This window comes from Streptomyces sp. NPDC048507, assembly GCF_043199995.1.
GTDB lineage: Bacteria > Actinomycetota > Actinomycetes > Streptomycetales > Streptomycetaceae > Streptomyces.
On the sequence record NZ_JBICWZ010000002.1, the window covers coordinates 812408 to 836651 of the forward strand.

The 24244-nt window shown below is 74.5% G+C and carries 20 protein-coding genes and 1 pseudogene; 10 read left to right on the plus strand and 11 right to left on the minus strand.

Annotated elements, in window-relative coordinates:
* The first annotated feature begins 1 nt into the window (after nt 1).
* From ACGFXC_RS08745 to ACGFXC_RS08755, 3 genes are all read left to right on the plus strand, one after another.
* A complete protein-coding gene (locus tag ACGFXC_RS08745; RefSeq protein WP_393710851.1) occupies nt 2–2947 on the plus strand; it encodes an FAD-binding and (Fe-S)-binding domain-containing protein in 2946 nt (981 codons plus the stop codon).
* A gap of 186 nt (nt 2948–3133) precedes the next feature.
* A complete protein-coding gene (locus ACGFXC_RS08750; protein ID WP_393710853.1) occupies nt 3134–4984 on the plus strand; it encodes an ABC transporter transmembrane domain-containing protein in 1851 nt (616 codons plus the stop codon).
* Complete coding sequence (locus ACGFXC_RS08755) at nt 4981–6762, plus strand: ABC transporter ATP-binding protein (RefSeq protein WP_393710855.1); 1782 nt, start codon at nt 4981–4983, stop codon at nt 6760–6762. Before ACGFXC_RS08750 ends, ACGFXC_RS08755 begins: the two co-directional genes overlap by 4 nt.
* 37 nt (nt 6763–6799) lie before the next feature.
* Here ACGFXC_RS08755 and ACGFXC_RS08760 read toward each other — a convergent pair whose 3' ends face one another.
* Nucleotides 6800–7591: a metal-dependent hydrolase gene (locus ACGFXC_RS08760; RefSeq protein WP_393710857.1), complete on the minus strand. Its 792-nt coding sequence runs from the start codon at nt 7589–7591 to the stop codon at nt 6800–6802.
* 145 nt (nt 7592–7736) lie between these two features.
* Between ACGFXC_RS08760 and ACGFXC_RS08765 the strand changes: the two genes are divergently transcribed.
* The 3 genes from ACGFXC_RS08765 to ACGFXC_RS08775 all read left to right on the plus strand — a co-directional run bounded on the left by ACGFXC_RS08765 (nt 7737) and on the right by ACGFXC_RS08775 (nt 11698).
* On the plus strand, nt 7737–10259 hold the full coding sequence (locus ACGFXC_RS08765; protein WP_393710858.1) for a DEAD/DEAH box helicase: 2523 nt from the start codon (nt 7737–7739) through the stop codon (nt 10257–10259).
* A gap of 61 nt (nt 10260–10320) precedes the next feature.
* Complete coding sequence (locus ACGFXC_RS08770; protein ID WP_393710860.1) at nt 10321–11223, plus strand: acyl-CoA thioesterase; 903 nt, start codon at nt 10321–10323, stop codon at nt 11221–11223.
* Nucleotides 11224–11296: 73 nt separating this feature from the next.
* Complete coding sequence (locus ACGFXC_RS08775; protein WP_393710862.1) at nt 11297–11698, plus strand: YchJ family protein; 402 nt, start codon at nt 11297–11299, stop codon at nt 11696–11698.
* Here the strand turns inward: ACGFXC_RS08775 and ACGFXC_RS08780 are convergent.
* Both ACGFXC_RS08780 and ACGFXC_RS08785 read right to left on the minus strand, forming a co-directional pair.
* Nucleotides 11662–12528: a DUF6397 family protein gene (locus ACGFXC_RS08780; protein ID WP_393710864.1), complete on the minus strand. Its 867-nt coding sequence runs from the start codon at nt 12526–12528 to the stop codon at nt 11662–11664. The two genes, ACGFXC_RS08775 and ACGFXC_RS08780, sit on opposite strands and share 37 nt — an antisense overlap.
* A gap of 106 nt (nt 12529–12634) precedes the next feature.
* The gene (locus tag ACGFXC_RS08785; RefSeq protein WP_042800536.1) at nt 12635–13033 is read right to left on the minus strand and encodes a roadblock/LC7 domain-containing protein; all 399 of its coding nucleotides are present in this window, start codon (nt 13031–13033) and stop codon (nt 12635–12637) included.
* 106 nt (nt 13034–13139) lie between these two features.
* Here ACGFXC_RS08785 and ACGFXC_RS08790 point away from each other — a divergent pair, with 106 nt between their 5' ends.
* The gene (locus ACGFXC_RS08790) at nt 13140–13568 is read left to right on the plus strand and encodes a PPOX class F420-dependent oxidoreductase (RefSeq protein ID WP_393710866.1); all 429 of its coding nucleotides are present in this window, start codon (nt 13140–13142) and stop codon (nt 13566–13568) included.
* Between the two features lie 8 nt (nt 13569–13576).
* Here ACGFXC_RS08790 and ACGFXC_RS08795 read toward each other — a convergent pair whose 3' ends face one another.
* From ACGFXC_RS08795 to ACGFXC_RS08815, 5 genes and pseudogenes are all read right to left on the minus strand, one after another.
* Entirely contained in the window at nt 13577–14197 is a 621-nt protein-coding gene (locus ACGFXC_RS08795) for an ATP/GTP-binding protein (RefSeq protein ID WP_393710868.1), read from the minus strand.
* The gene (locus tag ACGFXC_RS08800) at nt 14197–14589 is read right to left on the minus strand and encodes a DUF742 domain-containing protein (RefSeq protein ID WP_393710870.1); all 393 of its coding nucleotides are present in this window, start codon (nt 14587–14589) and stop codon (nt 14197–14199) included. Before ACGFXC_RS08800 ends, ACGFXC_RS08795 begins: the two co-directional genes overlap by 1 nt.
* Before the next feature lie 17 nt (nt 14590–14606).
* Nucleotides 14607–15110: a roadblock/LC7 domain-containing protein gene (locus tag ACGFXC_RS08805; protein WP_393710871.1), complete on the minus strand. Its 504-nt coding sequence runs from the start codon at nt 15108–15110 to the stop codon at nt 14607–14609.
* Nucleotides 15110–17740, minus strand: coding sequence for a nitrate- and nitrite sensing domain-containing protein (locus ACGFXC_RS08810; protein WP_393710873.1), 2631 nt, complete (start codon nt 17738–17740; stop codon nt 15110–15112). Before ACGFXC_RS08810 ends, ACGFXC_RS08805 begins: the two co-directional genes overlap by 1 nt.
* 342 nt (nt 17741–18082) lie before the next feature.
* Nucleotides 18083–18826 (minus strand): annotated as a pseudogene (locus tag ACGFXC_RS08815) (MHYT domain-containing protein); the annotation flags it as partial.
* A 176-nt stretch (nt 18827–19002) separates the two neighbouring features.
* On the opposite strand from ACGFXC_RS08815, the gene ACGFXC_RS08820 reads away from it, so the two are divergent.
* On the plus strand, nt 19003–19620 hold the full coding sequence (locus tag ACGFXC_RS08820; protein ID WP_393710875.1) for a class I SAM-dependent methyltransferase: 618 nt from the start codon (nt 19003–19005) through the stop codon (nt 19618–19620).
* A gap of 53 nt (nt 19621–19673) precedes the next feature.
* On the opposite strand, the gene ACGFXC_RS08825 is transcribed toward ACGFXC_RS08820, so the two are convergent.
* Nucleotides 19674–20588 (minus strand): oxygenase MpaB family protein, encoded by a 915-nt coding sequence (locus ACGFXC_RS08825; protein ID WP_393710876.1) that lies wholly within the window; start codon nt 20586–20588, stop codon nt 19674–19676.
* A 134-nt stretch (nt 20589–20722) separates the two neighbouring features.
* On the opposite strand from ACGFXC_RS08825, the gene ACGFXC_RS08830 reads away from it, so the two are divergent.
* Nucleotides 20723–21526 (plus strand): hypothetical protein, encoded by an 804-nt coding sequence (locus ACGFXC_RS08830; protein ID WP_393710877.1) that lies wholly within the window; start codon nt 20723–20725, stop codon nt 21524–21526.
* Nucleotides 21527–21568: 42 nt separating this feature from the next.
* Here ACGFXC_RS08830 and ACGFXC_RS08835 read toward each other — a convergent pair whose 3' ends face one another.
* Both ACGFXC_RS08835 and ACGFXC_RS08840 read right to left on the minus strand, forming a co-directional pair.
* Nucleotides 21569–22129, minus strand: coding sequence for an MOSC domain-containing protein (locus ACGFXC_RS08835; protein ID WP_393710879.1), 561 nt, complete (start codon nt 22127–22129; stop codon nt 21569–21571).
* A gap of 23 nt (nt 22130–22152) precedes the next feature.
* Nucleotides 22153–22335: a hypothetical protein gene (locus ACGFXC_RS08840; protein ID WP_393710881.1), complete on the minus strand. Its 183-nt coding sequence runs from the start codon at nt 22333–22335 to the stop codon at nt 22153–22155.
* A 269-nt stretch (nt 22336–22604) separates the two neighbouring features.
* On the opposite strand from ACGFXC_RS08840, the gene ACGFXC_RS08845 reads away from it, so the two are divergent.
* The coding region (locus tag ACGFXC_RS08845; RefSeq protein WP_393710883.1) for an SNF2 helicase-associated domain-containing protein at nt 22605–24244 on the plus strand (1640 nt) is incomplete at its 3' end.

Below are 24244 nucleotides of genomic sequence, written 5' to 3' on the forward strand. Positions count from 1 at the left end.
CATGCCGCTGCTGGAACCGGAGCCCGACGCCCTTCGCCCGCCGGGCCCGGGAGCCCCTGCCCCCGACCGGGTCCCCGACCGGCTCGCGGCGGGCACCCCGGCCGGGCTGCGGGCCGGGCTGACCGAGCTGCTCGGCGCCGAGAAGGTGCTGTGGAAGGTCTCCGACCTGGTCCGCTACGCCACCGACGCCTCCCCGTACCGGTTCGTGCCGCAGGTCGTGGTGGTCGCCGAGGACATCGACGACGTCTCCGCCGTGCTCTCGTACGCCCACGGCATGCAGCGCGAAGTGGTCTTCCGCGCCGCTGGGACCTCGCTGAACGGCCAGGCCCAGGGGGAGGACATCCTGGTCGACGTGCGCCGTCACTGGGCCGGGACGGAGGTCCTGGACGGCGGCCGCCGGGCCCGGATCCGTCCGGGCACCACCGTGCTGCGGGCCAACGCCGCCTTGGCCCGGCACGGCCGGATCCTGGGCCCGGACCCGGCCAGCGCCCTCGCCTGCACCCTGGGCGGGGTCGTGGCGAACAACGCCTCGGGCATGACGGCGGGCACCACGAGGAACTCGTACCGCACCCTGTCCTCCCTCACCTTCGTGCTGCCGACCGGCACCGTGGTCGACACCGCCGATCCGCTCGCCGACGAGGAACTGGCCCGCGCCGAGCCGGCCCTCTGCCGCGGGCTGCTGGAGATCAAACGGGAGATCGAGGCCGACCCGGAACTCGTCGCCCGCATCCGCGCCAAGTACGAGATCAAGAACACCACCGGCTACCGTCTCGACGCCTACCTCGACGGCACCACGCCCGTGGAGATCCTGCGCGGACTGATGGTCGGCTCCGAGGGCACCCTCGGGTTCATCTCCGAGGTGGTCTTCGACACCCTGCCGCTCGACCGCGAACTCACCACCGCCCTGCTCTTCTTCCCCTCCCTGACCGCCGCGGCCGCCGCCGTACCGCTGTTCAACGAGGCGGGCGCCCTGGCCGTGGAGCTGATGGACGGCAACACCCTGCGCGCCTCGGTCAGCGTCGCGGGCGTGCCCGCCGACTGGGCGGACCTGCCGAAGGACACGGCCGCGCTGCTGGTGGAGTTCCGGGCCCCGGACGCGGCGGGCCGCGCGGAGTGCGAGCGGCGGGCGGCCGGGGTGCTGGCCGGGCTGGAACTCGTCGCCCCGGTCGCCTCCGTCACCAACGCCTTCACCGCGGACCCCGCGGTCATCTCCGGCTACTGGAAGGCCCGCAAGGCCTTCGTCACGGCCGTCGGCGGCGCCCGCGCACCCGGCACCACCCTGATCACCGAGGACTTCGCCGTACCCCCCTCGCGCCTGGCCGAGGCCTGCGCGGCCCTCCTCGTCCTCCAGGCCGAGCACGGTTTCGACGCGGCCGTCGCCGGTCACGCCGCCCACGGCAACCTGCACTTCCTGCTCGCCTTCGACGCCTCGGTGCCCGCCGACGTCGACCGGTACGCGGCCTTCATGGAGGACTTCTGCCGGCTCACCGTCGAACGGTTCGACGGCTCGCTGAAGGCCGAGCACTCCACGGGCCGCAACATGGCCCCCTTCCTCGAACTGGAATGGGGCCCCCGGGCCACCGAACTGATGTGGCGCACGAAGCGGACCGTCGACCCGGACCTCGTCCTCGCCCCGCGGATCCTCCTCGACCGCGATCCGCGGGCCCATCTGCGCGGGCTGAAGACGATCCCCCGGGTCGAGGCCGTCGCCGATCCCTGCATCGAGTGCGGGTTCTGCGAACCGGTCTGTCCCAGCCGCGACCTGACGACCACTCCGCGCCAGCGGATCGCGCTGCGCCGCGAGATGATGCGCCAGCTGCCCGGCGCCCCCGTCCTCGACGGCCTGCTCGACGCCTACGGCTACGACGCCGTCGACACCTGCGCGGGCGACTCCGCCTGCGCCCTCGCCTGCCCCGTGGGCATCGACACCGGCGCCCTGATGAAGGACTTCCGCCACCGGCGCCACGGGCCGCGCGAGGAACGCGTCGCCGCCCTGGCCGCGAAGCGGTTCCGCGGCGTGGAGGCCGCCGCCCGGCTGGCCGTGGCCGCGGCCGGGGCGATCACCGCCCGGATCGGCGACGGCCCCCTGACGGCGGTGACGGCGGCCGCCCGCAAGGCCGTGCGCCCCGACCTGGTGCCCCGCTGGCTGCCCCAGATCCCCGGCGCCGCCGCCCGTACCCTCCCCGCGACCCGGCGGGCGGACGCGGCCGCCGTGTACTACCCGGCCTGCGTCAACCGCATCTTCGGCGGCCCCCGCGGCGACCGCGGGCCCTCCCTGCCGCAGGCGGTGGTCGCCGTGTCGCAGCGGGCGGGCAGGCCCGTGTGGATCCCCGGCGACGTCACCGGGACCTGCTGCGCCACCATCTGGCACTCCAAGGGGTACGAGGACGGCACCCGGGTGATGGCCAACCGGATCGTCGAGGCGGCCTGGGGATGGACGGCCGGGGGCCGGCTCCCGCTGGTGGTGGACGCCTCCTCCTGCACCCTGGGCATCGCGCACGAGGTGGTCCCGTACCTGACCGGGGACAACCGCGCCCTGCACGCCGAGCTGCGGGTCGTCGACTCCGTCGTCTGGGCGGCGGAGGAACTGCTGCCCCGGCTGGAGGTGCTGAGCACGGTCGGCTCGGCGGTCCTCCATCCCACCTGCTCGATGCACCGGCTGGACGACGTCGCCGCGCTCCGGGCGGTGGCCGGGGCCTGCGCCGACGAGGTGAGCGTCCCGCACGACGCGGGCTGCTGCGCCTTCGCCGGGGACCGGGGGATGCTGCACCCGGAGCTGACGGCGGCGGCGACGGCCCGCGAGGCGGCGGAGGTGACCTCCCGGCCGTACGAGGCCCACCTGTCCGCGAACCGGATGTGCGAGGTGGGCATGGAACGGGCCACCGGGCACGCCTACTCCTCGGTACTGCTCGCGCTGGAACGCGCCACCCGCCCCGCGAAGCCCTGACCGCGACGCGCCTCCGGGGCACCGGTCCGCCCTGGCCCCGGTCCTCCCGGGTGTCCCGGACACCCTCCGCGCGCCCCGCGATGTGCGCGGGCGCACTCCTCCCCGCACCGGAAAATCGATTGCCGGGGCCCGGTCCGGAAGACGAACCTTGCGTGGTTCGGCCAACTCGACCAGTCATGGGGCGTCATGCAGATCAGCGATCTTCCGTATGCGGACCCAGGACGACCCGACGCCCGCTCCGGACCGGCGTTCCTCCGGTGGCTCGGACGCGGCCAGCTCGGCGGCCAGGCCCGCAGCCTCGCCTGGGGCCTCGTGCACTTCGGCGGCGTCGCCGGACTGCCGTACGCCGTCGGACTCGGCGTGGACGCGGTCGTCCGGCGCGACGGCGCCCGGCTGCTCCAGGTCGGCGCTCTGCTGCTGCTCCTCGGCGTGGCGGTATCCGTCGGCGACGCCATGCTGCACCGCACCGCCGTCACCAACTGGATCACCGCCGCCGCCCGCGTCCAGCAGCTGCTGGCCCGCAAGACCGCCGAGCTGGGCTCCGCCCTCACCCGCCGGGTCGCGGCGGGTGAGGTGGTCGCCGTGTCCACGGGCGACGTCGAGAAGATCGGCTGGTTCGTCGAGGCGGTCTCCCGCTTCCTCGCCGCCGCCCTCACCGTCGTCGCGATCTGCGTCGGCCTGCTGTTCTACGCCCCCGCCATCGGCGTGGTCGTCGCCGTCGGCGTCCCCGTGCTGGCCCTGTCCGTGCTGCCGCTGCTGCCCCGCGCCACCCGGCGCGCGGACCTCCAGCGCGAGAAGGCGGGCAAGGCCACCGAGCTGGCCTCCGACACCGTGGCGGGCCTGCGCGTGCTGCGCGGCATCGGTGGCGAGGAACTGTTCCTGGGCCGCTACCGCGAGGCCTCGCAGGAGGTCCGCCGGGCCGCCGTGCGCAGCGCGCGGATGTGGGCGCTGATCGCCGCCGTCCAGGTGCTGCTGCCGGGCGCGCTGCTGATCACGGTGATCTGGTACGGCTCCGTGCTGGTGCTCGACGAGCGGCTGGCGGTCGGTGAACTGGTCGCGGCCTTCAGCGCGGTGAGCACCATGCTGTACCCGCTGCGGCACTTCCAGGAGATCGCGATGGCGTACTCCTTCTCCCGGCCCTCCGCCGCACGCGCGGCCCGGGTGCTGTCGCTGACCCGCACCGACGCCGACACCGAAACCGCCGCCGCCGGCTCCGGCTCCGGCTCCGGAGCGGTGGTCCGGCCGCCGGCTCCGGGCGGCGATCTGTACGACGCCGAGACGGGGGTGCTGGCTCCGGCCGGACGGTTCACGGCGGTCGTGTGCGGGGACCCCGACCTCGCGGGCCGGCTGGCCGAGCGGCTGGGCGGCCATCCGATGGACTCCGCCGCCGGGGCCCGTTCCGCGCTGCTGGGCGGGGTGGCGCTGGACGAACTCCCGCTGGACGCGGCGCGCGAGCTGGTCCTCGTCCAGGACAAGGATCCGGTGCTGCTGTCCGGGACGCTGCGCCAGCTGTTCGACGTACCGGCCTCCGGCTGCGTCACGGCCGAGGACGCGCTGGCGGCGGCCCGGTGCGACGACGTCCTGGAGGCGCTGCTGCAGTCGGCCCCCGAGGCGGTGGACGACCCGATGGACGCCCGGATCACCGAGCGCGGCCGCTCGCTCTCCGGCGGCCAGCGCCAGCGGCTGGCGCTGGCCCGGTCGCTGGTCACCGACCCGGAGGTACTGGTGCTGGACGAGCCGACGTCGGCGGTCGATGCGCACACCGAGGCACGGATCGCCGAGGGCATCGCGGCCCTGCGCACCGGACGCACGACCGTGGTCCTGGCCTCCTCGCCCCTGCTGCTGGACCGCGCCGACCGGGTCGTCCTGGTCCACGAGGGCCGCGCCCTCCCGGCGGCCACGCACCGCGAACTGCTGCGGGCCGAGCCGCGCTACCGGGCGGTCGTCACGCGCGAGACGGACGAGGAACAGCGGCGCGCCGGGATCGGCCTGGCGGGGCCGGCCGGCGAACTCACAGAGATCGAGGAATCCGCATGATCGGCTTGGCGCCCCCGGAACACGATCCGGCGGCCCCCGAGACGGCCGCGACCCTGCCCGTGGGCTCGTCGTCGACCGTACGGGGCTACGTGCGCGGCCTGCTGCGCCGGCACCGGCGCGCCTTCGTGGCGCTGGTGGCGGTCAACGCGGTGGCGGTGATCGCCTCCATGGTCGGGCCCGCCCTGCTGGGGCGGGTCGTCGACGAGCTCTCCTCGGGGGCCCGCGAGCTCCATCTGGGCGGCGTGGCGCTGCTGTTCGCCGTGGCGCTGGCCGTCCAGACGTTCTTCACCCGGCTGGTGCGGCTGCGCGGGGCGATGCTCGGCGAGGAGATGCTGGCCGACCTGCGCGAGGACTTCCTGGTGCGTTCCGTCGGGCTGCCCCCGGGCGTCCTGGAGCGCGCCGGCACCGGTGACCTGCTCTCGCGGATCACGACCGACATCGACCGGCTGGGCAACGCCATGCGCGAGGCCGTGCCGCAGCTGACCATCGGCGTGGTCTGGGCCGGGCTGCTCTACGGGGCGCTCGCGGTGACCGCGCCGCCGCTGGCGCTGGCCGCGCTGCTGGCGCTGCCGGTGCTGGTGGCCGGCTGCCGCTGGTACTTCCGGCGGGCGCCGTCGGCGTACCGCTCCGAGGCCGCCGGGTACGCGGCGGTCGCGGCGGCGCTCACGGAGACCGTGGACGCGGGCCGGACCGTGGAGGCGCACCGCCTCGGGCGGCGCCGGATCTCGCTGTCGGAGCAGCGGATCAAGGAGTGGACGGCCTGGGAGCGGTACACGCTCTACCTGCGGACGGTCCTCTTCCCCGTCGTGAACGTCACGTACATCGTGATCCTCGGCTCCGTGCTGATGATCGGCGGCTACTGCGTGCTGCGCGGCTGGATGTCGGTCGGTCAGATGACCACGGGGGCGCTGCTGGCGCAGATGATGGTCGATCCGATCGGTCTGATCCTGCGCTGGTACGACGAGCTCCAGGTCGCCCAGGTCTCGCTGGCCCGGCTGGTCGGCGTGCACGAGATCGAACCGGACGCGGGGGACGCCTCGGTCGCCCCGCGGGGCCGGGCGGTGCGGGCCGACGAGGTCCACTTCGGTTACAAGGAGGGCGTGGACGTCCTGCACCGGGTGTCGATGTCGGTGCCGCCGGGCACCCGGATGGCGCTGGTCGGCCCTTCGGGAGCGGGCAAGTCGACGCTGGGACGGCTGCTGGCGGGCATCTACGCGCCCCGCACCGGCGAGGTCACCCTCGGCGGGGCGCGGCTGTCGCGGATGCCGGCGGAGCGGGTGCGGGAGCACGTGGCGCTGGTCAACCAGGAGCACCACGTGTTCGTCGGCTCGCTGCGGGACAACCTGCGGCTGGCCCGGGCGGGTGCGGCGGACGCCGAACTGTGGGAGGCGCTGGGGGCGGTGGACGCCGACGGCTGGGCGCGGGCGCTGGAGGACGGGCTGGACACCGGGGTGGGTTCGGGCGGGACGGCCCTGACTCCGGCGCAGGCCCAGCAGGTCGCGCTGGCCCGGCTGGTGCTGGCGGATCCGCACACGCTGGTACTGGACGAGGCGACCTCGCTGCTGGATCCGCGGGCGGCCCGGCACCTGGAGCGCTCGCTGGCCCGGGTGCTGGACGGGCGTACGGTCATCGCCATCGCCCACCGGCTGCACACCGCGCACGACGCGGACGTGATCGCGGTGGTGGAGGAGGGCCGGATCAGCGAGCTGGGTTCGCACGAGGAACTGGTCGCGGCGGACGGCGCCTATGCCGCTCTGTGGCGTTCCTGGCACGGCTGACACCCGGCGCCCCGCCCGGTGGGGCGGGGCGGGGCGGTCAGATGAAACCGAGGGCCGCCGCGCCGCCCACGCCGCCGAGCAGCATGAAGACCGGCATCAGCACCTTGAGCTCCACCCAGCTGCCGGCGCGGAACCGCATCATCTTCGGCGGGCCGATCGGGTACCAGCGCTTGCCCGCGATGGGCAGGGGCCACAGGATCGGGCAGCCGGAGACGGTCAGCGCGTCGCCGATGTCGTGGACGAGGGCGCCGAGCACGATCGGCAGACCGAGCCACAGGTACTCCTGGCCGGGTCCGGTGAAGAGCCAGCCCGCGCCGTTGCCCGGCTGGTCCAGCACGCCGGCGAGGATCCAGGCGCTGGTCGCGCCGAGCAGCCAGACCAGGACGTCGCTGGACATCCGGGCGGCCCGCCAGAGCAGCCCCTCGACGGCCAGGACCAGGTGGACGAAGAGCAGCGCGAGCACGCCCCAGCGGCCGACGGTGACGGCGAGCGCGGAGGACCCGGCCCCTATCAGGACCGCCCACAGCCAGGTGTGGGTGAGCGTGCGGTGGCCCCCGCTGCGGCGGGCGTCGCGCGGCGCGCGGGTGGCCTTGTAGACGGAGTACGAGATCTTGTCGACCACCTCGCACAGGCCCCGGGACAGCGGACCGAAGGCGCGCGAGATCGTCGCCGACTTGTGGTCGAGGTCGGGGGCGAGGGCTGCCCCGGCGCAGATCAGCGCACCGACGACGAGGACGGGCCAGGGCATCGGGTGCCCGGCGGCCGCGGTCGCGGCGCCGACGCCCAGCCAGGCGGCCGCCCCGGACAGTGAGTGAGCCGGACCCATCATGTCTGTTCCCCGCCCCGGTGCTGTGTGGTCGGGCCCCGTCGAGTCGGTTCGGTCGGGCCGCGTCGACGGCACAGCGTACCCGTGATGATCTTCCTTCCGGCCGCCGGTTCCCTCTTCCGGCCGGAAGCCAGGCAAGATGGGGGGTGTGACCCTCATTGATCAGCTCCCGCCGAACGCCGACCCCGACGCCCTCTTCGAGGCCTTCTCCTCGTGGGCGGAGGACCAGGGCATCACCCTGTACCCGGCGCAGGAGGAAGCACTGATCGAGGTGGTCTCCGGTGCGAACGTGATCCTGTCGACGCCGACCGGCTCCGGCAAGAGCCTCGTCGCCGCGGGTGCGCACTTCACGGCGCTGGCCCAGGACAAGGTCACCTTCTACACCGCCCCGATCAAGGCGCTGGTGTCGGAGAAGTTCTTCGACCTGTGCAAGCTCTTCGGCACCGAGAACGTCGGCATGCTCACCGGCGACGCCTCCGTGAACGCGGACGCCCCCGTGATCTGCTGCACCGCCGAGGTGCTGGCCTCCATCGCGCTGCGCGACGGCAAGTACGCCGACATCGGCCAGGTCGTGATGGACGAGTTCCACTTCTACGCGGAGCCGGACCGCGGCTGGGCCTGGCAGATCCCGCTGCTGGAGCTGCCGCAGGCGCAGTTCGTCCTGATGTCGGCGACCCTCGGCGACATGAAGCGGTTCGAGGAAGACCTGACCCGGCGCACGGGCCGCCCCACCTCGGTGGTCCGCTCCGCGACCCGGCCCGTACCGCTGTCGTACGAATACGTGACCACGCCGATCACGGACACCATCACCGAGCTGCTGGAGACCCGGCAGGCGCCGGTCTACATCGTGCACTTCACGCAGGCCCAGGCGGTCGAGCGGGCGCAGTCGCTGATGAGCATCAACATGTGCACCCGCGAGGAGAAGGACAAGATCGCGGATCTGATCGGCAACTTCCGTTTCACCACGAAGTTCGGCCAGAACCTCTCCCGCTACGTCCGCCACGGCATCGGCGTGCACCACGCGGGGATGCTGCCCAAGTACCGTCGGCTGGTGGAGAAGCTGGCCCAGGCCGGTCTGCTGAAGGTCATCTGCGGGACCGACACCCTCGGCGTGGGCGTCAACGTCCCCATCCGCACGGTGCTGTTCACCGCGCTCACCAAGTACGACGGCAACCGCGTCCGCACGCTGCGCGCCCGCGAGTTCCACCAGATCGCCGGCCGCGCGGGCCGGGCCGGCTTCGACACGGCGGGCTACGTGGTCGCGCAGGCGCCGGAGCACGTCATCGAGAACGAGAAGGCCCTCGCGAAGGCGGGCGACGACCCGAAGAAGCGCCGCAAGGTGGTCCGCAAGAAGGCCCCCGAGGGCTTCGTGGCATGGTCGGACACCACCTTCGAGAAGCTCATCGCCGCCGACCCGGAGCCGCTGACCTCGCGCTTCAAGGTCACCAACATCATGCTGCTGTCGGTCATCGCCCGGCCGGGGGACGCCTTCAAGGCGATGCGCCACCTCCTGGAGGACAACCACGAGCCGCGCAAGGCACAGCTGAGGCACATCCGCCGGGCCATCGCGATCTACCGTTCGCTGCTCGACGGCGGCGTCGTGGAGAAGCTCGACGCCCCGGACGCGGAGGGCCGCACCATCCGGCTCACCGTGGACCTCCAGCAGGACTTCGCGCTGAACCAGCCGCTGTCCACCTTCGCGCTGGCCTCCTTCGACCTGCTGGACCCGGAGTCCCCCTCCTACGCACTGGACATGGTCTCGGTGGTCGAGTCGACCCTGGACGACCCGCGCCAGATCCTGGCCGCCCAGCAGAACAAGGAGCGGGGCATCGCGGTCGGCGCGATGAAGGCCGACGGGATCGAGTACGAGGAGCGCATGGAGCGGCTCCAGGACGTCACCTATCCCAAGCCCCTGGAAGAACTGCTGCTGCACGCCTACGACGTGTACAGCAAGAGCCACCCGTGGGTCCGGGACCACCCGGTCTCCCCCAAGTCGATCATTCGCGACATGTACGAGCGCGCGATGACCTTCACGGAGTTCACCTCCTTCTACGAGCTGGCCCGTACCGAGGGCATCGTGCTGCGCTACCTGGCCGGCGCCTTCAAGGCGCTGGACCACACGATCCCCGACGACCTGAAGTCCGAGGACCTCCAGGACCTCATCGCCTGGCTGGGCGAGCTGGTCCGCCAGGTCGACTCCAGCCTGCTCGACGAGTGGGAGCAGCTGGCGAACCCCGAGGTGGAGACGGCGGAGCAGGCGCAGGAGAAGGCCGATCAGGTCAAGCCGGTCACGGCGAACGCCCGCGCCTTCCGCGTCCTGGTCCGCAACGCGATGTTCCGCCGGGTGGAACTGGCGGCCCTGGACCACGTCAACGTCCTGGGCGAGCTGGACGCCGACGCCGGCTGGAACGCCGACGCCTGGGGCGACGCGATGGACGGCTACTGGGACGAGTACGACGACCTGGGCACCGGCCCGGACGCCCGCGGCCCCAAGCTGCTCCAGATCGAGGAGGACCCGGCGCACGGGCTGTGGCGCGTCCGCCAGACCTTCGCGGACCCCAACGGCGACCATGGCTGGGGCATCAGCGCCGAGGTCGACCTCGCCGCGTCCGACGAGGAGGGCCGGGCCGTCATCCGGGTCACCTCCGTCGGTGAGCTCGGCGCACTCTGACCCCACCCCGCAAGCCGCCGGCCGGGGCGCACCCGCCGGACCCGACCGTGGAGAAGCCCTGATGACGAACCCCGCCGAGAGACTGGTCGATCTGCTCGACCTGGAGCAGATCGAGGTCAACATCTTCCGGGGGGCCAGCCCCCAGGAGTCCCTCCAGCGCGTGTTCGGCGGGCAGGTCGCCGGCCAGGCGCTGGTGGCGGCCGGCCGCACCACCGAGAGCGACCGGCCGGTCCATTCGCTGCACGCGTACTTCCTGCGCCCCGGGATCCCCGGGGTGCCGATCGTGTACCAGGTGGAGCGGGTGCGCGACGGGCGTTCCTTCACCACGCGCCGGGTCACCGCGGTCCAGCAGGGCAAGACCATCTTCAATCTGACCGCCTCCTTCCATCATCCGGAGGAGGGCGGCATCGAGCACCAGCTGCCGCCCCGCCTCGACTTCCCGCACCCGGACTCGCTCCCGAAGGTCGCGGACGAGATCCGCGAGCACCTGGGCTCGCTGCCCGAGGCCCTGGAGCGGATGGCCCGCCGCCAGCCCTTCGACATCCGGTACGTGGACCGGCTCCGCTGGACCCCGGAGGATCTCAAGGACGCCGATCCGCGCAGCGCGGTGTGGATGCGGGCGGTCGGCCCGCTGGGCGACGACCCGCTGGTGCACACCTGCGCCCTCACCTACGCCAGTGACATGACCCTCCTCGACGCCGTGCGCATCCCCGTGGAACCCCTGTGGGGCATGCGCGGTTTCGACATGGCCTCGCTGGACCACGCCATGTGGTTCCACCGGCCGTTCCGGGCGGACGAGTGGTTCCTGTACGACCAGGAGGCTCCCATCGCGCACGGCGGCCGCGGTCTGGCCCGCGGCCGGATCTACGACCTGGAGGGCAGACTGCTGGTCTCCGTGGTCCAGGAGGGCCTCTTCCGTCCGTACCCGCCGGCTTCGGCCACGCCTGCCGTGTCCCCGCAGTAGTTCCACCGCCCTCCCCGCCCGAGCACCGGGGCCCGTAAGGGCCCGTTGAGAAGACCCGAAGAGCTGAGCGCACATGCCCACCCCCGAGCTCCCCTGCCCCTGCGGGTTGCCCGCCGCCTATCCGGCGTGCTGCGGCCGCTTCCACTCCGGCGGCCGCCAGGCACCCACCGCCGAACTGCTGATGCGCTCCCGCTTCAGCGCCTTCGCGGTCGGTGACACCGCCTACCTGCTGCGGTCCTGGCACTCCTCGACCCGCCCCGCCCGGCTCGACCTGGACCCGGAGCAGCTCTGGGAGCGCCTGGAGATCCTCGCCACCGAGCGCGGCGGCATGTTCGAGACGGAGGGATCGGTGGAGTTCCGGGCGCACTACCGCGAGGGCGGCCACACGGGTTCGCTGCGCGAGCACAGCGCCTTCTCCCGCGAGGGCGGGGCCTGGGTCTACGTCGGCCCCCTCTCGCCCGTCGAGTTCGACTGACCCCGCGCCCCGCTCAGGGCGAAGTCGAGGCTGGTGCGGTACCAGTGGACCTCGTCCGGCGGCTGCGCCAGCAGCAGCCGGTCCGCCACGGCGGCCGCCGCCGGGGCCTGTGGGTGTCCGTAAGGCAGGGGTGGCGCGAGCGCGGCCAGCACGATCCGTTCCTCCGGGTCGGGAGCGGCCAGGCGCACCTGGGGTTCGGGAAGTACGGAGGCCAGCACGGCGGCCCGCTCCCAGGGGTCGGCGGTTCGTCTCAGCAGCAGCCCCACATGCCGCCCCCGCCACCTGCGGGGGCGCAGATCCGCGCCGGCCTCCATCAGCTCCCGGTCCTGCGGGGGCGCGGCCCCGGCGAGCATCCCGGGCTCCCTGGCGGCGAACTCCCGCAGTTCCGCGCTCAGATAGCTCCAGACGACGGCCCGGTAGCGGTTGATCCGGTATCCGACGGGGACCAGGTGGCCGCAGCGCGCGAGCCGGGTGAAGCGGCTCGGTCCGATCTCCAGCACGCCCGCTCCGGCATCGGCGCCGGCCACGGTCTCGATCTGCTCCCGCAGGGCCTCCGGGAAACCCTCCCGCGCCCTGATCCGGTCCAGTTCGGCGCGGGCGAAGCGGGCGGCGCCGCTCGGCGCCCGGGGGCCGGCGCGCACCAGGCCCAACTGGACGGCTCGGGCGAACTCGCCGCGGCGCAGCCCCAGTTCCCCCGCCGCACGCAGGCCTCCCAGCAGTTCCCGCGGCCGCGCGTCTCCCCGTAACTCCGGACGGGGGTCCGGTCCGGGATTCCCCCGGAATTCCTCGCCGGCCGGTACCGACGCACGCTCCAGCGCTTGCACCTTCATCACGGTCCTCCCCCACGAGTGGCGATCACTCTGTGTGAAGACCGTAACTCAGCGCGACAGACCCGTGCGAGGCCTGTGGATAACTCTCGCGGCGGTCCGCCGGTCCTCAGCCCCCGGTGATCCGCCGCTCCGCCACTCCCAGGTGCTCACCGACCCGGTTGACCAGCAGCGTCATCTCGTACGCCACCTGCACGATGTCCGCCTCGGCCGCGCTCAGCGCGCACAGGCAGCTGCCCGAACCCGCCGCGACGACGAAGAGGAACCCCTCGTCGTACTCGACCATGGTCTGGCGCACCTCACCCGCCCGGAAGTGCCGTCCGGAGCCCTTCGCGAGGCTCTGCAACCCGGCCGCCACGGCAGCGAGGTGTTCCGCGTCCTCCCGCGCCAGCCCGGCGCTGGCCGCCGTCACCAGCCCGTCGTTCGACAGCACCACCGCGTGGCGGACCTGCTGGACCCTGCGCGTGAGGTCGTCCAGCAACCAGTCGAGCTGCTTGTCCAGTGCCATTTCAAGCCCCTCCCCGTCGACGCGGCCGACGTGGCCGCGCCCCACCCCGCGTAGTCGTGGCGCAAGCCTTCCCCACCAGGGCCTTTCCGGCAAGGAGGATGGGCCCATGGCACAGAAGATGACTCAAGAGGAATGGCGGGCCTTCGTCTCGCACTCCACCCGCACGGGAAAGCTGTCCACGGTCCGCGAGGACGGAAGCCCTCACATCGCTCCCATCTGGTTCGTTCTCGACGGGGATTCCTTCGTGTTCAACACCGGGAGGAACACCGTCAAGGGGCGGAATCTGGCCCGCGACGGCCGGGTCGCCCTCTGCGTGGACGACGACCGGCCGCCCTTCTCCTACGTCGTCCTCCAGGGGCGCGCCGAGATCAGCGACGATCTGGAGGAGATGCTCCCCTGGGCGACGCGGATCGGCGCCCGCTACATGGGCGAGGAACGCGGGGAGGCCTTCGGCCGCCGCAACGCCGTACCCGGCGAACTCCTCGTCCGCGTCTCCATCGACAAGGTGATCGCCACGGCCGGCATCGCCGACTGACCGGCGCCTCACACGGGATCGGCCTGCGGTCCCACCGAATCGAGCAGCCGGGCGGTGTGCACCCGCCCGGCGTACTCGACGAGCCGGATCAGCACTTCCTTCCCCGAGTCCTTGTCCCGGGCGTCACACAGCACCACCGGCGTCCCCTGTTCCAGGTCCAGGGCCCGTGCCACCTCGTCGGATCCGTACCGGCGGGCACGGGCGAAGCAGTTGACGGCCACCACGAAGGGGATCCGCCGGTGCTCGAAGTAGTCCACCGCGGGGAAGCAGTCCTCCAGCCGCCGGGTGTCGGCGAGGACGACCGCTCCGAGCGCGCCCTGCGCCAGCTCGTCCCACAGGAACCAGAACCGGTCCTGGCCCGGCGTCCCGAACAGGTACAGCGACAGGCCGGACCGGATGGTGATCCGGCCGAAGTCCATGGCCACGGTGGTCGTGGTCTTCTGGCCGACGCCGTCCGTGTCGTCGACGCGTTCGCCCGCCTCGCTCAGCAGTTCCTCGGTCCGCAGCGGCCGGATCTCGCTGACCGCTCCCACGAGCGTGGTCTTGCCGACCCCGAAGCCGCCCGCCACCAGGATCTTCAGGGCGAGCGCGGCCAGTTCCCCGTCCGCCCCGTCGTCGTGCAGTCCCATCACAGCGCTCGCAATCCTTCGATGACTTCCCGCAGAATCCGTTCGTCCGGCAGCCGGGCCGGCGGCACAGGACGGCTGACCTTGACGTGCCCCGCCTCCAGCAGGTCCCCCAGCAGCACCCGCACCACCCCCACCGGCAGGTCGGCGTCGGCGGCCAGCTCGGCCACCGACTGCGTCTCGTCCCGGCAGAGCCCGAGCAGCGCCCGGTGCTCCGGGCCGAGCAGCGATTCCTCCCCCGCGGCCGCCGCCGGGTCGACCACGACCAGCGCGATGAGGTCGAAGCGCACCCCGTGCGGTCCCGGCTTCGTACGGCCGCCGGTCACGGCGTACGGGCGCACCAGCGGGCCCGCCTCGGCGTCGTACCACCGGCCCGCCGCCTGCTGGGCGTCCATGCGCCGGACCGCCCCCTTCACCCGGCGGCCGGCGGCCGGGCCGCGAACCGGGGCGGTGCGTACAGGTGCTCGCCGACCCGCTTGACCAGCCGGGCCATCTCGTAGGCGATCAGCCCGATGTCGGCGCCCGCCTCGCTGAGGACGGCCAGGCAGGAACCGTCACCGGCCGCCGCGACGAACAGGAAGCCCTCGTCCATCTCCACCATCGTCTGGCGCACGCCCCCGGCGTGGAAGTGCCGGCCCGCGCCCTTGGCGAGACTGTGGAAGCCGGAGGCCACGGCCGCCAGGTGTTCGGCGTCCTCCCGGCTCAACGCCTGCGAGGAACCGACGGCCAGACCGTCGTTGGACAGGACCACGGCGTGCCGGACCTCGCGGACCCGCGTGACCAGGTCGTCCAGCAGCCAGTCCGGTTCACCCGGCCGGGGGCCCGCGTCATGGCCGGGGTCGGCGTCATGGCCGGGGTCGGCGTCGTGGCCCGGGTGGACGTCGAAGCCCAGGTCGGTCCTGCGGTGTTCGATCATCACACTTCTCCTTCGTTGCCTGCGTGGGGGCGGGCCCCGTGCGCCTTCGAGGTCTCCCGGGCCCCGCGCGCCCAGCCGTCCCGGAAGGCGGCCATCCGCTCCCGTGCCTGCTCGGGGCTGCGGCCCCGGGGGGCTCCTTCGGGCCGGCCGCCACCGGGGCCCTCCTTCGCGGCGGGCGCCTCGCGCAGCTGCGGCACCAGGCTGGCCTGGCGGACCCGGCGCGGCAGTTCGGTCACCGACCCGGCGGCGGGGGCGGCGGAGGCGGGCGCCGGTGCGGGCGCCGGGTGCGTACGGGTGCCCGCGCCGCCGGGGCCGCGCGGCCGGAGGGGGGCCACCGGGGCGGGGGACGGCGGTTGCCTTACGGGGGCGGGCTCCGCGGCCGGGGCGGCGACCGGCGGGGGGACGGACGCCGGGACGGAGGGCCGGCCGGGCGACGGGACGCCGCGCACGGTCTCCCGTACGGGCTGCGCGGCCGCGGAACGGCGCGGCTGCTCCTCTGCGGCGGCCCGGGCGGTGCTCCCGTCCGGGGCGGGGGCCCCGATGGCGCCCTGGAGAAGGGACTTGGGCAGCAGGACCACCGCCGTGGTGCCTCCGTAGGGGGACGCGCGCAGGTGGACCCGTACTCCGTGGCGGGCGGAGAGGCGGCTGACGACGAAGAGGCCGAGGCGGTCGCTGTCGAACAGGTCGAGGTCCTCGGAGTGCTCGATCCGGCGGTTGGCAGCGCCGAGGGCCTCGCGGCCCATGCCGAGGCCGCGGTCCTCGACCTCCAGGACGTATCCGGCGCCGACGGGCTCCCCGCTGACCCGGACCTTGGTGTGCGGCGGGGAGAACTGGGCGGCGTTCTCGATCAGTTCGGCGAGGAGGTGGGTGAGGTCGGCCACCGACCCGCCGACGACGGCGGCTTCGGCGAGGCCGCGGACCTCGACGCGCGGATAGTCCTCGATCTCGGAGACGGCGGCGCGCACCACGTTGGTCAGCGGCACCGGCGTGCGCCAGGCCCGGCCGGGAGCGGCGCCCGAGAGGATGATCAGGCTCTCCGCGTGGCGGCGCATGCGGGTGGTGAGGTGGTCGAGCCGGAAGAGGTCGCCGAGCTCGCCCGGGTCGTCGGCGCGCCGCTCCATCGAGTCCAGCAGGGTGAGCTGCTTGTGGACCAGGACCTGGCTGCGCCGGGCGAGGTTGACGAAGACGCCGCTGACCCCGCTGGCGAGTTCGGCGCGCTCGACGGCGGCGCTGAGGGCCGCCCGGTGGACGGTGGACAGGGCCTCGCCGACCTGGGTGACCTCGTCCCCGGCGGGCGGCCCGGAGGGGGGCCCGGCCTCGCCCTCGACGTCGACGGCCTGTCCGGCCCGGAGGCGGTCCATGGCGTGCGGGAGCTTGCGGTGGGCGATCTCCAGGGCGGCGTTGCGCAGCGAGACGAGCTCGACGACGAGGGCGCGGCCGATGCGGACCGAGATGACGAGCGAGGCGGCGACCGCGGCCAGGCCCAGCAGCACGGCGGCCCCGGCGGGGCTGAACAGCGCCTCGGCGAGCGGGTCGGTGCGCGGCCCGGCCGCGGCCCGGGCGGCCTCCCGGATCTCGTGCATCGAGCCGCTGACACTCGTGTACGCGGCCTCCCAGTTCGCGGGCGCAGTCCCCTGGGCCAGGGCCAGGGCGGGGGCGGCGGGAGCGGGGGCGGTGGGGGCCAGCGCCCGGTCCTCGGCGGCGGTGAGCTCGGCGTAGGCGGCGCCCTTCGCCACGGACGCCCAGGCGGCCCGCTGGGGGGCGGGCAGGTCGCCCGCGGTGGCGGCGGTCAGGGCGCGCCGGGTTTCGACGGCCCCGGTCAGGCGGCGCAGCGCGTCGCCGGTGCGCGGTCCCGGGAGGGCGAGGAGCGCGTCCTCCCGGGCCAGCATCTCGCCGGCGCGGGCGAACTCCAGCAGGACGCGGGCGTCGGAGCCGGGGGCGGCGGCGTCCCGGTCGCCGTCCAGGGCGCCTTCGACGGCGAGGGCGGAATCGGCGAGGCGGGTGTACGTCTCGTAAGCGCCCTCCGGGGTCGCGCGGCGTTCGGTGGCGTCCCGGCGGGCGGCGGCGAGCCCTTCCGCTCCGCTGACGAAGGCGCCGAGCCGGGCGACCACGTCGGGGCGGTAGTCGCCGGTTTCGGCCACGGTGTGCCTGTCTCCGAGACGCAGCCGGCGCACGGCCTCGTCGGTCCGGCGGGCCTGCTGGGCCAGGGCGGCCGCCTGGTCGGAGGCGGGATCGGCCAGGAAGCGGACGGCGGCGCGGCGTTCGGCCTGGAGCTCGGTCAGGGCGGCGGCGACGGGGGTGCGGATCTCGGCGTCGGCCTGCCGGGCGCGGCCGAGGAGGGCGACGTCCTGGGCGGCGCTGACGGTGGCGAAGGCCCAGAGGGCGAGCAGGGAGACGACCGGGACCATCAGCAGGGAGAGGATCTTCGCCCGGACGGTGCCGGGCCGCAGCCGTACCCGCAGCCGTGGGCGGGGGCGCGCGGCGGCCGGGGCGCCCCCGGGTGGGGAGGGCCGCGGGTCCGGGGCCGGTGGTTCCTCGGCAGGGGGACCGGCGTGCGCCCGACGGCCGCGCGCCGGGGGCAGGGGCGGCCGCGGGACCGCTGCTTCCGGTCTTCTGCGGGGTGTGCGCATGGACTCCTCGTTCCGGGCGGTGCGGGGCTGGCGGTTCGGCGGGCAGGCGAGGGCTCGGGGCCGGCAGGGGGCTCGGGGCCGGCGGGGCCGGCGGGGCCGCGGGGCAAGCGCGAGGCTCGGCCCGGGCGGGGGCAGGGGGGCGTGGCATGCGGGGGGGGCGGGTCAGTGGGCGGGCACCGTGCCCCGTCCCCGGCGACCCGCGGCGGGAGGGGACGCCGCCCCGGCGTCCGCTCCGCCGCCCGCTCCGCCGCCCGCTCCGCCGCCCGCTCCGCCGCCCGGCGCCGTGCCCGGCACGCCAGCCGCTCCGCCGCCCGGCGCGCCCGGCACGGTGCGGGAGGCCGCGGCCGCGGCCGTCGCGGCCCGCTCGTCGGCGGTCGGGGACAGTGCCACGAACGCGGCGGTGATGAAGAGGTAGGAGCCGAGCCCGACCGCGAGCGGAAAGATGAACTGCAGGGTGGTGGCTCCGGACAGCGGCCGGTCCGACGGCGTGACGTGGACGGAGACGGCCAGCATCCCGGTGTAGTGCATGCTGCTGACGGCCAGGCCCATCACGAGGGAGGCGACCGTGACGGCCGCCGGGGACTTGATGGTGAAGGCGGCCCACAGGGCGACGGTGGCCGCGACGACGGCGATGACGACCGAGAGCCCGACGGCCGCCGGCGCGTAGCTGATCCCGCCGTGCAGGCGCAGGGCGGCCATGCCGAGGTAGTGCATGCTCGCGACGCCGAGTCCGGTGGTGAGTCCGCCGATGACGAGGGAGCGGCCGCGCGCCCTGCCGTAGCCGACGGCGAAGACCCCCGCGCCGACGACGAGCATCGCCCCGAGCAGGCTGAGGACGGTCAGCGGCACGTCGTAGCGGATGTCGGTGCCGGTGACGTGGAAGCCGAGCATCGCGACGAAGTGCATCGTCCAGATGCCGGTGCCGATGGCGGAGGCCGCCGTGATCAGCCAGTTGCGGCGGGAGGCTCCGGTCGCGGCGAGCGCGCGGACGGTGCAGCTCAGGCCGAGGGCGGCGCCGATCGACGCCATCACGTACGACAGTGCGGGTGTCAGCCAGCCATAGGCGGCGTGGTCCAGGTGTCCCATGGCCACGGGACGCTAGTCCGGGTGAGGGCGCGAACACGGGGAGCATTTCGAAAGCCGCTGGAACTGCTGGAATATGACAGAGCTACGTTCATCTCCGATCACACCGCGTGCCACCTTGTACACGGCCCGCACGCCCGCACGCACGCCCGAAACCGGAGGTGCGGGATCATGGGGGCATGAGCTCTGTGAACCGTACGAACGAGGACCGCACGCGCGTGCAGGAGTTCTTCGGAACGCGCGCCGCCGACTGGGACCGCAAGTTCCCCGGGGACGGGCCCGCCTTCGCGACCGCCGTCGGCGAGTTCGGCGTGGGGCCGGGTGACCGGGTGCTCGACGCCGGCTGCGGGACGGGCCGGGCGCTGACCCCGTTGCGCGCGGCGGTCGGTCCGTCCGGGACCGTCCTCGGCGTGGACCTCACGGAGCGCATGCTGGCCGCCGCCCGGGAGGCCGGGCGGGACGCCGACGGCACGCTGCTGCGCGCCGACGTGGCCCGGCTGCCGCTGCGCGACGCGGCCCTGGACGCGGTGTTCGCCGCCGGGCTGATCGCGCACCTGCCCGACCCGGAGGCGAACCTGCGCGAGCTCGCCCGCGTGGTGCGCCCCGGCGGCCGGCTCGCGCTCTTCCACCCGGTCGGGCGGGCAGCGCTCGCCGCCCGCCACGGCCGCGAGCTGACCCCGGACGACCTGCGGGCGGAGCCGAACCTGCGCCCGCTGCTGGCCGGTTCGGGCTGGGAGATGACCTCGTACGCCGACGAGGACGAGCGTTTCCTGGTCCTGGCGGCCCGCCGCCCCTGAGGTCTTCACCCCGTACGTCGGCCCGCGCGCCGGGGTCCCGCGGCACCCGGGGGCTACGCGGGCGGCGGGGCCTCGGCTCCGGCCGGTCGGCGCGGGTGCGGCACGGGGCAGCCGCCCGCGCCGGGCCGGGGGAAGGTACCGAGCTCGCCGACGTCGTAGCCGTCCGGATAGCCCTTGATCTCCGGATTCTGACGGGCGTGGTGCGGGGCGTCGCGGGGCGGCATCAGCCGCACCGCGCGGCCCCGCAGCCGCAGGGCGCCACGGACCAGCCGGAGCAGGGCGGGGCGCGGCGGCTCGTAGCGGAAGGCGTGCAGCAGCGGCTCGTCGAGGAGGGCCAGGCTCGCCCGGCGCACGGCGGGGGCCAGCGGCGCCGGGTACCAGGACGCCATCAGGCCGAGGGTGGCGTCGGCGACCTTGCGGCCGCCCTCGTCCCAGCCGAAGTGCTCCCGCTCGTAGGCGTCCAGGACGGTCTCGAACTCCTCGAAGGATGCCGGGACGTCCTTGATGCCGAGGTGCCGGCCGAGGGTGGCGTAGTAGGCGGCGCAGGCCCGGCGCTCGTGGTGGGTGAGGGGGCGCCAGCCGTAGGCGTCGATCCAGCGGGCCGGGATGACCACGAACGTGCACAGGACGTAGCGCATGTCGCCGTCGGAGATGTCGTAGCCGCGGTGCATCTGGTTGACGCGGCGGATCGCGGTGCGCGCCGTGTCGCTGTCGAAACCGTGCTCGACGACCGCGTCGAGGAGCAGTGCCGTGTCGTCGTAGCGCTTCTGGGCGCGATCGGTGAACTCGCCGGTCGCCGCGAGCAGGCCGCCGATGGCCGGGACCGCGAAGGTCCGCAGGAGCGCGAGCTCCAGGGCGCGGGTGACGTCCCAGGGGAACTCGTAGGTGGCGGTGAGCCGGTAGATGGCCAGGAAGTCCTTGTCGGGATCGAGGCGGAGGATCTCCCTGAGCCGGTCGTAACGCCGCACCGGTGCCCCTTTCTGTGGCGGGTGTTCAACTCTACGTGCAGGTAGCGGCCTTGGAAATCGGTCCTCGCGGGCTCTCGACGTGCGTGTTACCCGCTGGTTAAGGTGCGCCGACGACAGAGCGATCGGGAGGCCACGTGTCCGTGTCCGACGAGGAGGACGGGGGCTCGCTGTACGTGCTGACCGCCGTACTGCTGACCCCCACCCAGTTCCCGGCGGTGTTCGGCGACGATTTCCCCGAGGCCTGTGCCTTGCTGGGCGTGCCGGCGACCGCCGACGGCTACGGGCTGGTGCTCGGGCAGGACGAGGAGGGCGCGCGCTGGACGGTCGTCGTGGACGACGTCTCGCTCGTGGCCACGGCCATCGCCTCCTGGGACTGCGGCATGGAGTACGAGCTGTCTCCCGACGAACGCACGGTCGTGGCCTCGCTGGCGGGCTGGCCGCTGGAGCTGACGGTGGCGGCGCCGGACGTGCCCGGGCCGCACGATCCGGAGCAGGGCGCGGACGGGACGGGCCGGGTGCCGCTGGCTCCGCCGTCGGCGCGGGTGTGGGGGCCGGTCCAGCGGCGCCTGGGCGCGGACCAGATCGCCCGCGAGTGGACGGACTGGCGCGAGCGCGTCGCGGAGGACGGCGGGGCCGCGGCCGCGGCGCATCCGGGGCTTGCGCGGGCGCTGCGGGAGGCCTCGGCGTACACGCGCCAGGCGCCGCCGCCGGGCCGGGTCCGCTCCGCCTTCGCGGGCGAGGACGCGCGGACGGTCCGGGCCGACGGGCCCGGCTGGTCGCTGGTGGCCCGGACCGGCGAGGCGGCCTTCGTCCTGCTGGACGAGGAGCCCGGCGAGGTCCTGGCCGTCCCGCGCACGGCGGGCCCCGGCCTGCCGGAGTACCCCGGACTCCCGCAGCTGCTGGCGGCGCTGGACCGCGTCGCCATCCGCCCGGCCTGACCCGGGGCGGGCCGTCGGCGGCGGCGAACGGGGCCGGAGCGATCAGACGCGTTCGAGCGGAACGTGCGGCGGGGCCGGCAGGGTGACTTCGATGGCGTCGCCGGGTCGGATGGTGCCGCCCTGGTGGACCACGCCCATGATCCCGGCCTTGCGGACCACCCGGCCCTGCTCGTCCCGGCCGACGACCTGCTTGAGCAGGCCGTCCTGGAAGGCGTTGATCTGCGGGCACGGGTTGCGCAGGCCCGTCACCTCCACGACCGCCTCCCGGCCGAGGCGCAACAGCGTCCCCGTCGGCAGGGCGTGCAGGTCTATGCCCTCCGTCGTCACGTTCTCCCCGAGCTCGCCCGGCTCCACGCTGAAGCCCGCCGAGGCCACTTCGTCGAAGAGTTCGCGGTGGATCAGGTGTACCTGCCGGAGGTTCGGCTGGGTCGGATCCGCCGCCACCCGTGAGCGGTGCTTGACCGTGACGCCCGCGTGCACGTCGCCCTCCACACCCAGTCCGGCGAGCAGCGTGATGCTCGGCCGGTTGGGTTTGGTGAACGAGTACTCGCCGTTGCTGCTGACCGCGGCGATCTGTGCGGTGCCCCCGTGAGCGCTGTTCATGTAAGACGTCCCCCCTGCCGCCCTCAGCGGCCGAGCTGCTTCCTGGATATGCCCCGCAGACGACGCTTCTGGGAGGAGTCCAGCAGCAGGTAGGCCGCGACCGGGACCCCGATCAGGACCGCCAGTCCCGCCCAGAACCCGAGCAGGGAGTACAGCACCACGGCTGCCACGACCGCGCCGACCGCGACCTTCGCGTTCTTCGACATCCGCGGACACCTCCTTCTTCGACTGCCTCGACTTCTCCGACCGGTCCGACTTCTGCGACCGGTCCGACCGGTCCGACCGGTCACCACGTCCGTCATCTGCACAACGTGCCGTCCGGAGCGTACGTTCCCGGCCACCGAGAGAGCCACGGGGGTGGCCGCCGGAGCCACCCGTGACGTGATCCGGGTCACCGCGCCCCCACGGCCCGGGAGGCCGCCGGGTGGGTTACTCTCGGCCGCCCCGTCCCCCCGAAGCCGAATCCAGGGAGCTCGTGCCCACCGAGATCTCCGGCCCGCCGCCGCGCTGCTCGGCCGTCTTCCTGCCCGCCGACCCGCCCCGCGAGGGCCGGATCGCCTTCTGGCGGCCCGATGCCCCGGCCCTCCTCGACGGGGAGGGCCGCGAGCCGCTCGACGTCGTCACCCCGGAGCGGGGACGCATCACCGTTCCCGCGCTCGTCCTGCCTCTCGGCGCCGCCCTGCCGGTGCTCACCCGGGCCCGGGCCGCCGCCACCGGACCGGGTGGTTCCGCCGGCGGACCGGGCGACCCGGCCGCCGCGTTCTGGGGCGCGGCCGCGTTGCTCGCCCTGCGCTTCGCCGCGCGCGGACTGCTGCTGCCCGGGCTGAGCCCCGACGGCCACGACGCCTGGCGGATGGGCCCGCTGGGCGCCACCGACCTCGTCGAGGTGCGCGAACTGGCCGCCGCCATGCCGCCCGGGGCCCACTGCGTCCCGCTGGACCCCGCCGGTGACGGCCCCGACGGTCACGACCCCGAGGCCCCGCCCCGGCTGCCCACGCCCGAACCCCTCCTGCGCGCCTTCCTCGACGCGGTCGCCGACACGCTGCCGCGCTCCCCCGCCGCGCCCGCCGCCGCGGGCGGCCCCGCCTACGCGGCCACCGGGCCGGCCCGGGAGCCGCGCCCCCGCCCAAGCCTGCGCACCTGGGCCCGCGAGGTGGCCGCGGGGCACGACGCCGGGATCCGGATCTCCCTGCGCCTCGAACTCATCCGGACGCCCCAGGCCCCCGCCCATGCCCCCGCCGGTACCCGCGCCGAGAGCGACGCCCCGGGGCTCCGGGCCGTCCTCCAGGTGCACGGCCTCGCCGACGCCTCGCTCGTCGCCGACGCGGCCGACGTGTGGACGGCGTCGCCCGGCTCCACCGGCGCCGCCTTCCCGCCCCGCGCCCGGCTGGACGCGCTGCGGGCACTGCGCCGGGCCGCCGCGCTGTGGCCTGCCCTCACCCCGCTGCTCGGGACGGCCGTTCCGGACTCCGTCGACCTCGCCGACGAGGAGGTCGCGGAGCTGCTCGGCGAAGCCGCCGCGGCGCTCGCCGCCGACGGGGTCGAGGTCCACTGGCCCCGGGACCTCGTCCGGACCCTGGACTCCGGCGTGGTGGCCACCGGCCCCGCCGGGTCAGCGGCGCCCTCCCTCCTCTCCCCCGGCGACCTGCTCTCCTTCGACTGGCGCCACGGCCTCGGCGACGGCGCCGCCGACCTCACCGCCGCCGAACTCGACCGGCTGGCCGAGGCGCGGCGGCCCCTGGTCCGGCTGCGCGACCGGTGGGTGCTGGCCGACCCGGCCACCGTGCGCCGGGCCCGCGCCCGCCGCGGCCGGGCCGCCACGGTCACGGCGGCGGACGCGCTGGCCGCCGTACTCACCGGTTCGGCCGAGATCGACGGCACCCGGGTCGACGTCACCGCGGCGGGGGCGCTCGCGGCGTTGCGGGAGCGGTTGACGGGGGAGTTGCCGGTGGTGGCGCAGCCGGTGGGGCTGAAGGCGGTGTTGCGGGATTACCAGGTGCGGGGTCTGGCGTGGCTGGACCTGATGAGTTCGCTGGGTCTGGGGGGTTGTCTGGCGGATGACATGGGGCTGGGCAAGACGGTGACGCTGATCGCGTTGCATCTGCACCGGGACCG

Bases quoted from the DNA above. Each gene is read 5' to 3' on its own strand.
- ACGFXC_RS08745 (WP_393710851.1), top strand. From the start codon at position 2: ATGCCGCTGCTGGAACCGGAGCCCGACGCCCTTCGCCCGCCGGGCCCG.
- ACGFXC_RS08750 (WP_393710853.1), top strand. From the start codon at position 3,134: ATGCAGATCAGCGATCTTCCGTATGCGGACCCAGGACGACCCGACGCC.
- ACGFXC_RS08755 (WP_393710855.1), top strand. From the start codon at position 4,981: ATGATCGGCTTGGCGCCCCCGGAACACGATCCGGCGGCCCCCGAGACG.
- ACGFXC_RS08760 (WP_393710857.1), bottom strand. From the start codon at position 7,591: ATGATGGGTCCGGCTCACTCACTGTCCGGGGCGGCCGCCTGGCTGGGC.
- ACGFXC_RS08770 (WP_393710860.1), top strand. From the start codon at position 10,321: ATGACGAACCCCGCCGAGAGACTGGTCGATCTGCTCGACCTGGAGCAG.
- ACGFXC_RS08775 (WP_393710862.1), top strand. From the start codon at position 11,297: ATGCCCACCCCCGAGCTCCCCTGCCCCTGCGGGTTGCCCGCCGCCTAT.
- ACGFXC_RS08780 (WP_393710864.1), bottom strand. From the start codon at position 12,528: ATGAAGGTGCAAGCGCTGGAGCGTGCGTCGGTACCGGCCGGCGAGGAA.
- ACGFXC_RS08785 (WP_042800536.1), bottom strand. From the start codon at position 13,033: ATGGCACTGGACAAGCAGCTCGACTGGTTGCTGGACGACCTCACGCGC.
- ACGFXC_RS08790 (WP_393710866.1), top strand. From the start codon at position 13,140: ATGGCACAGAAGATGACTCAAGAGGAATGGCGGGCCTTCGTCTCGCAC.
- ACGFXC_RS08795 (WP_393710868.1), bottom strand. From the start codon at position 14,197: ATGGGACTGCACGACGACGGGGCGGACGGGGAACTGGCCGCGCTCGCC.
- ACGFXC_RS08800 (WP_393710870.1), bottom strand. From the start codon at position 14,589: ATGGACGCCCAGCAGGCGGCGGGCCGGTGGTACGACGCCGAGGCGGGC.
- ACGFXC_RS08805 (WP_393710871.1), bottom strand. From the start codon at position 15,110: ATGATCGAACACCGCAGGACCGACCTGGGCTTCGACGTCCACCCGGGC.
- ACGFXC_RS08810 (WP_393710873.1), bottom strand. From the start codon at position 17,740: ATGCGCACACCCCGCAGAAGACCGGAAGCAGCGGTCCCGCGGCCGCCC.
- ACGFXC_RS08820 (WP_393710875.1), top strand. From the start codon at position 19,003: ATGAGCTCTGTGAACCGTACGAACGAGGACCGCACGCGCGTGCAGGAG.
- ACGFXC_RS08835 (WP_393710879.1), bottom strand. From the start codon at position 22,129: ATGAACAGCGCTCACGGGGGCACCGCACAGATCGCCGCGGTCAGCAGC.
- ACGFXC_RS08840 (WP_393710881.1), bottom strand. From the start codon at position 22,335: ATGTCGAAGAACGCGAAGGTCGCGGTCGGCGCGGTCGTGGCAGCCGTG.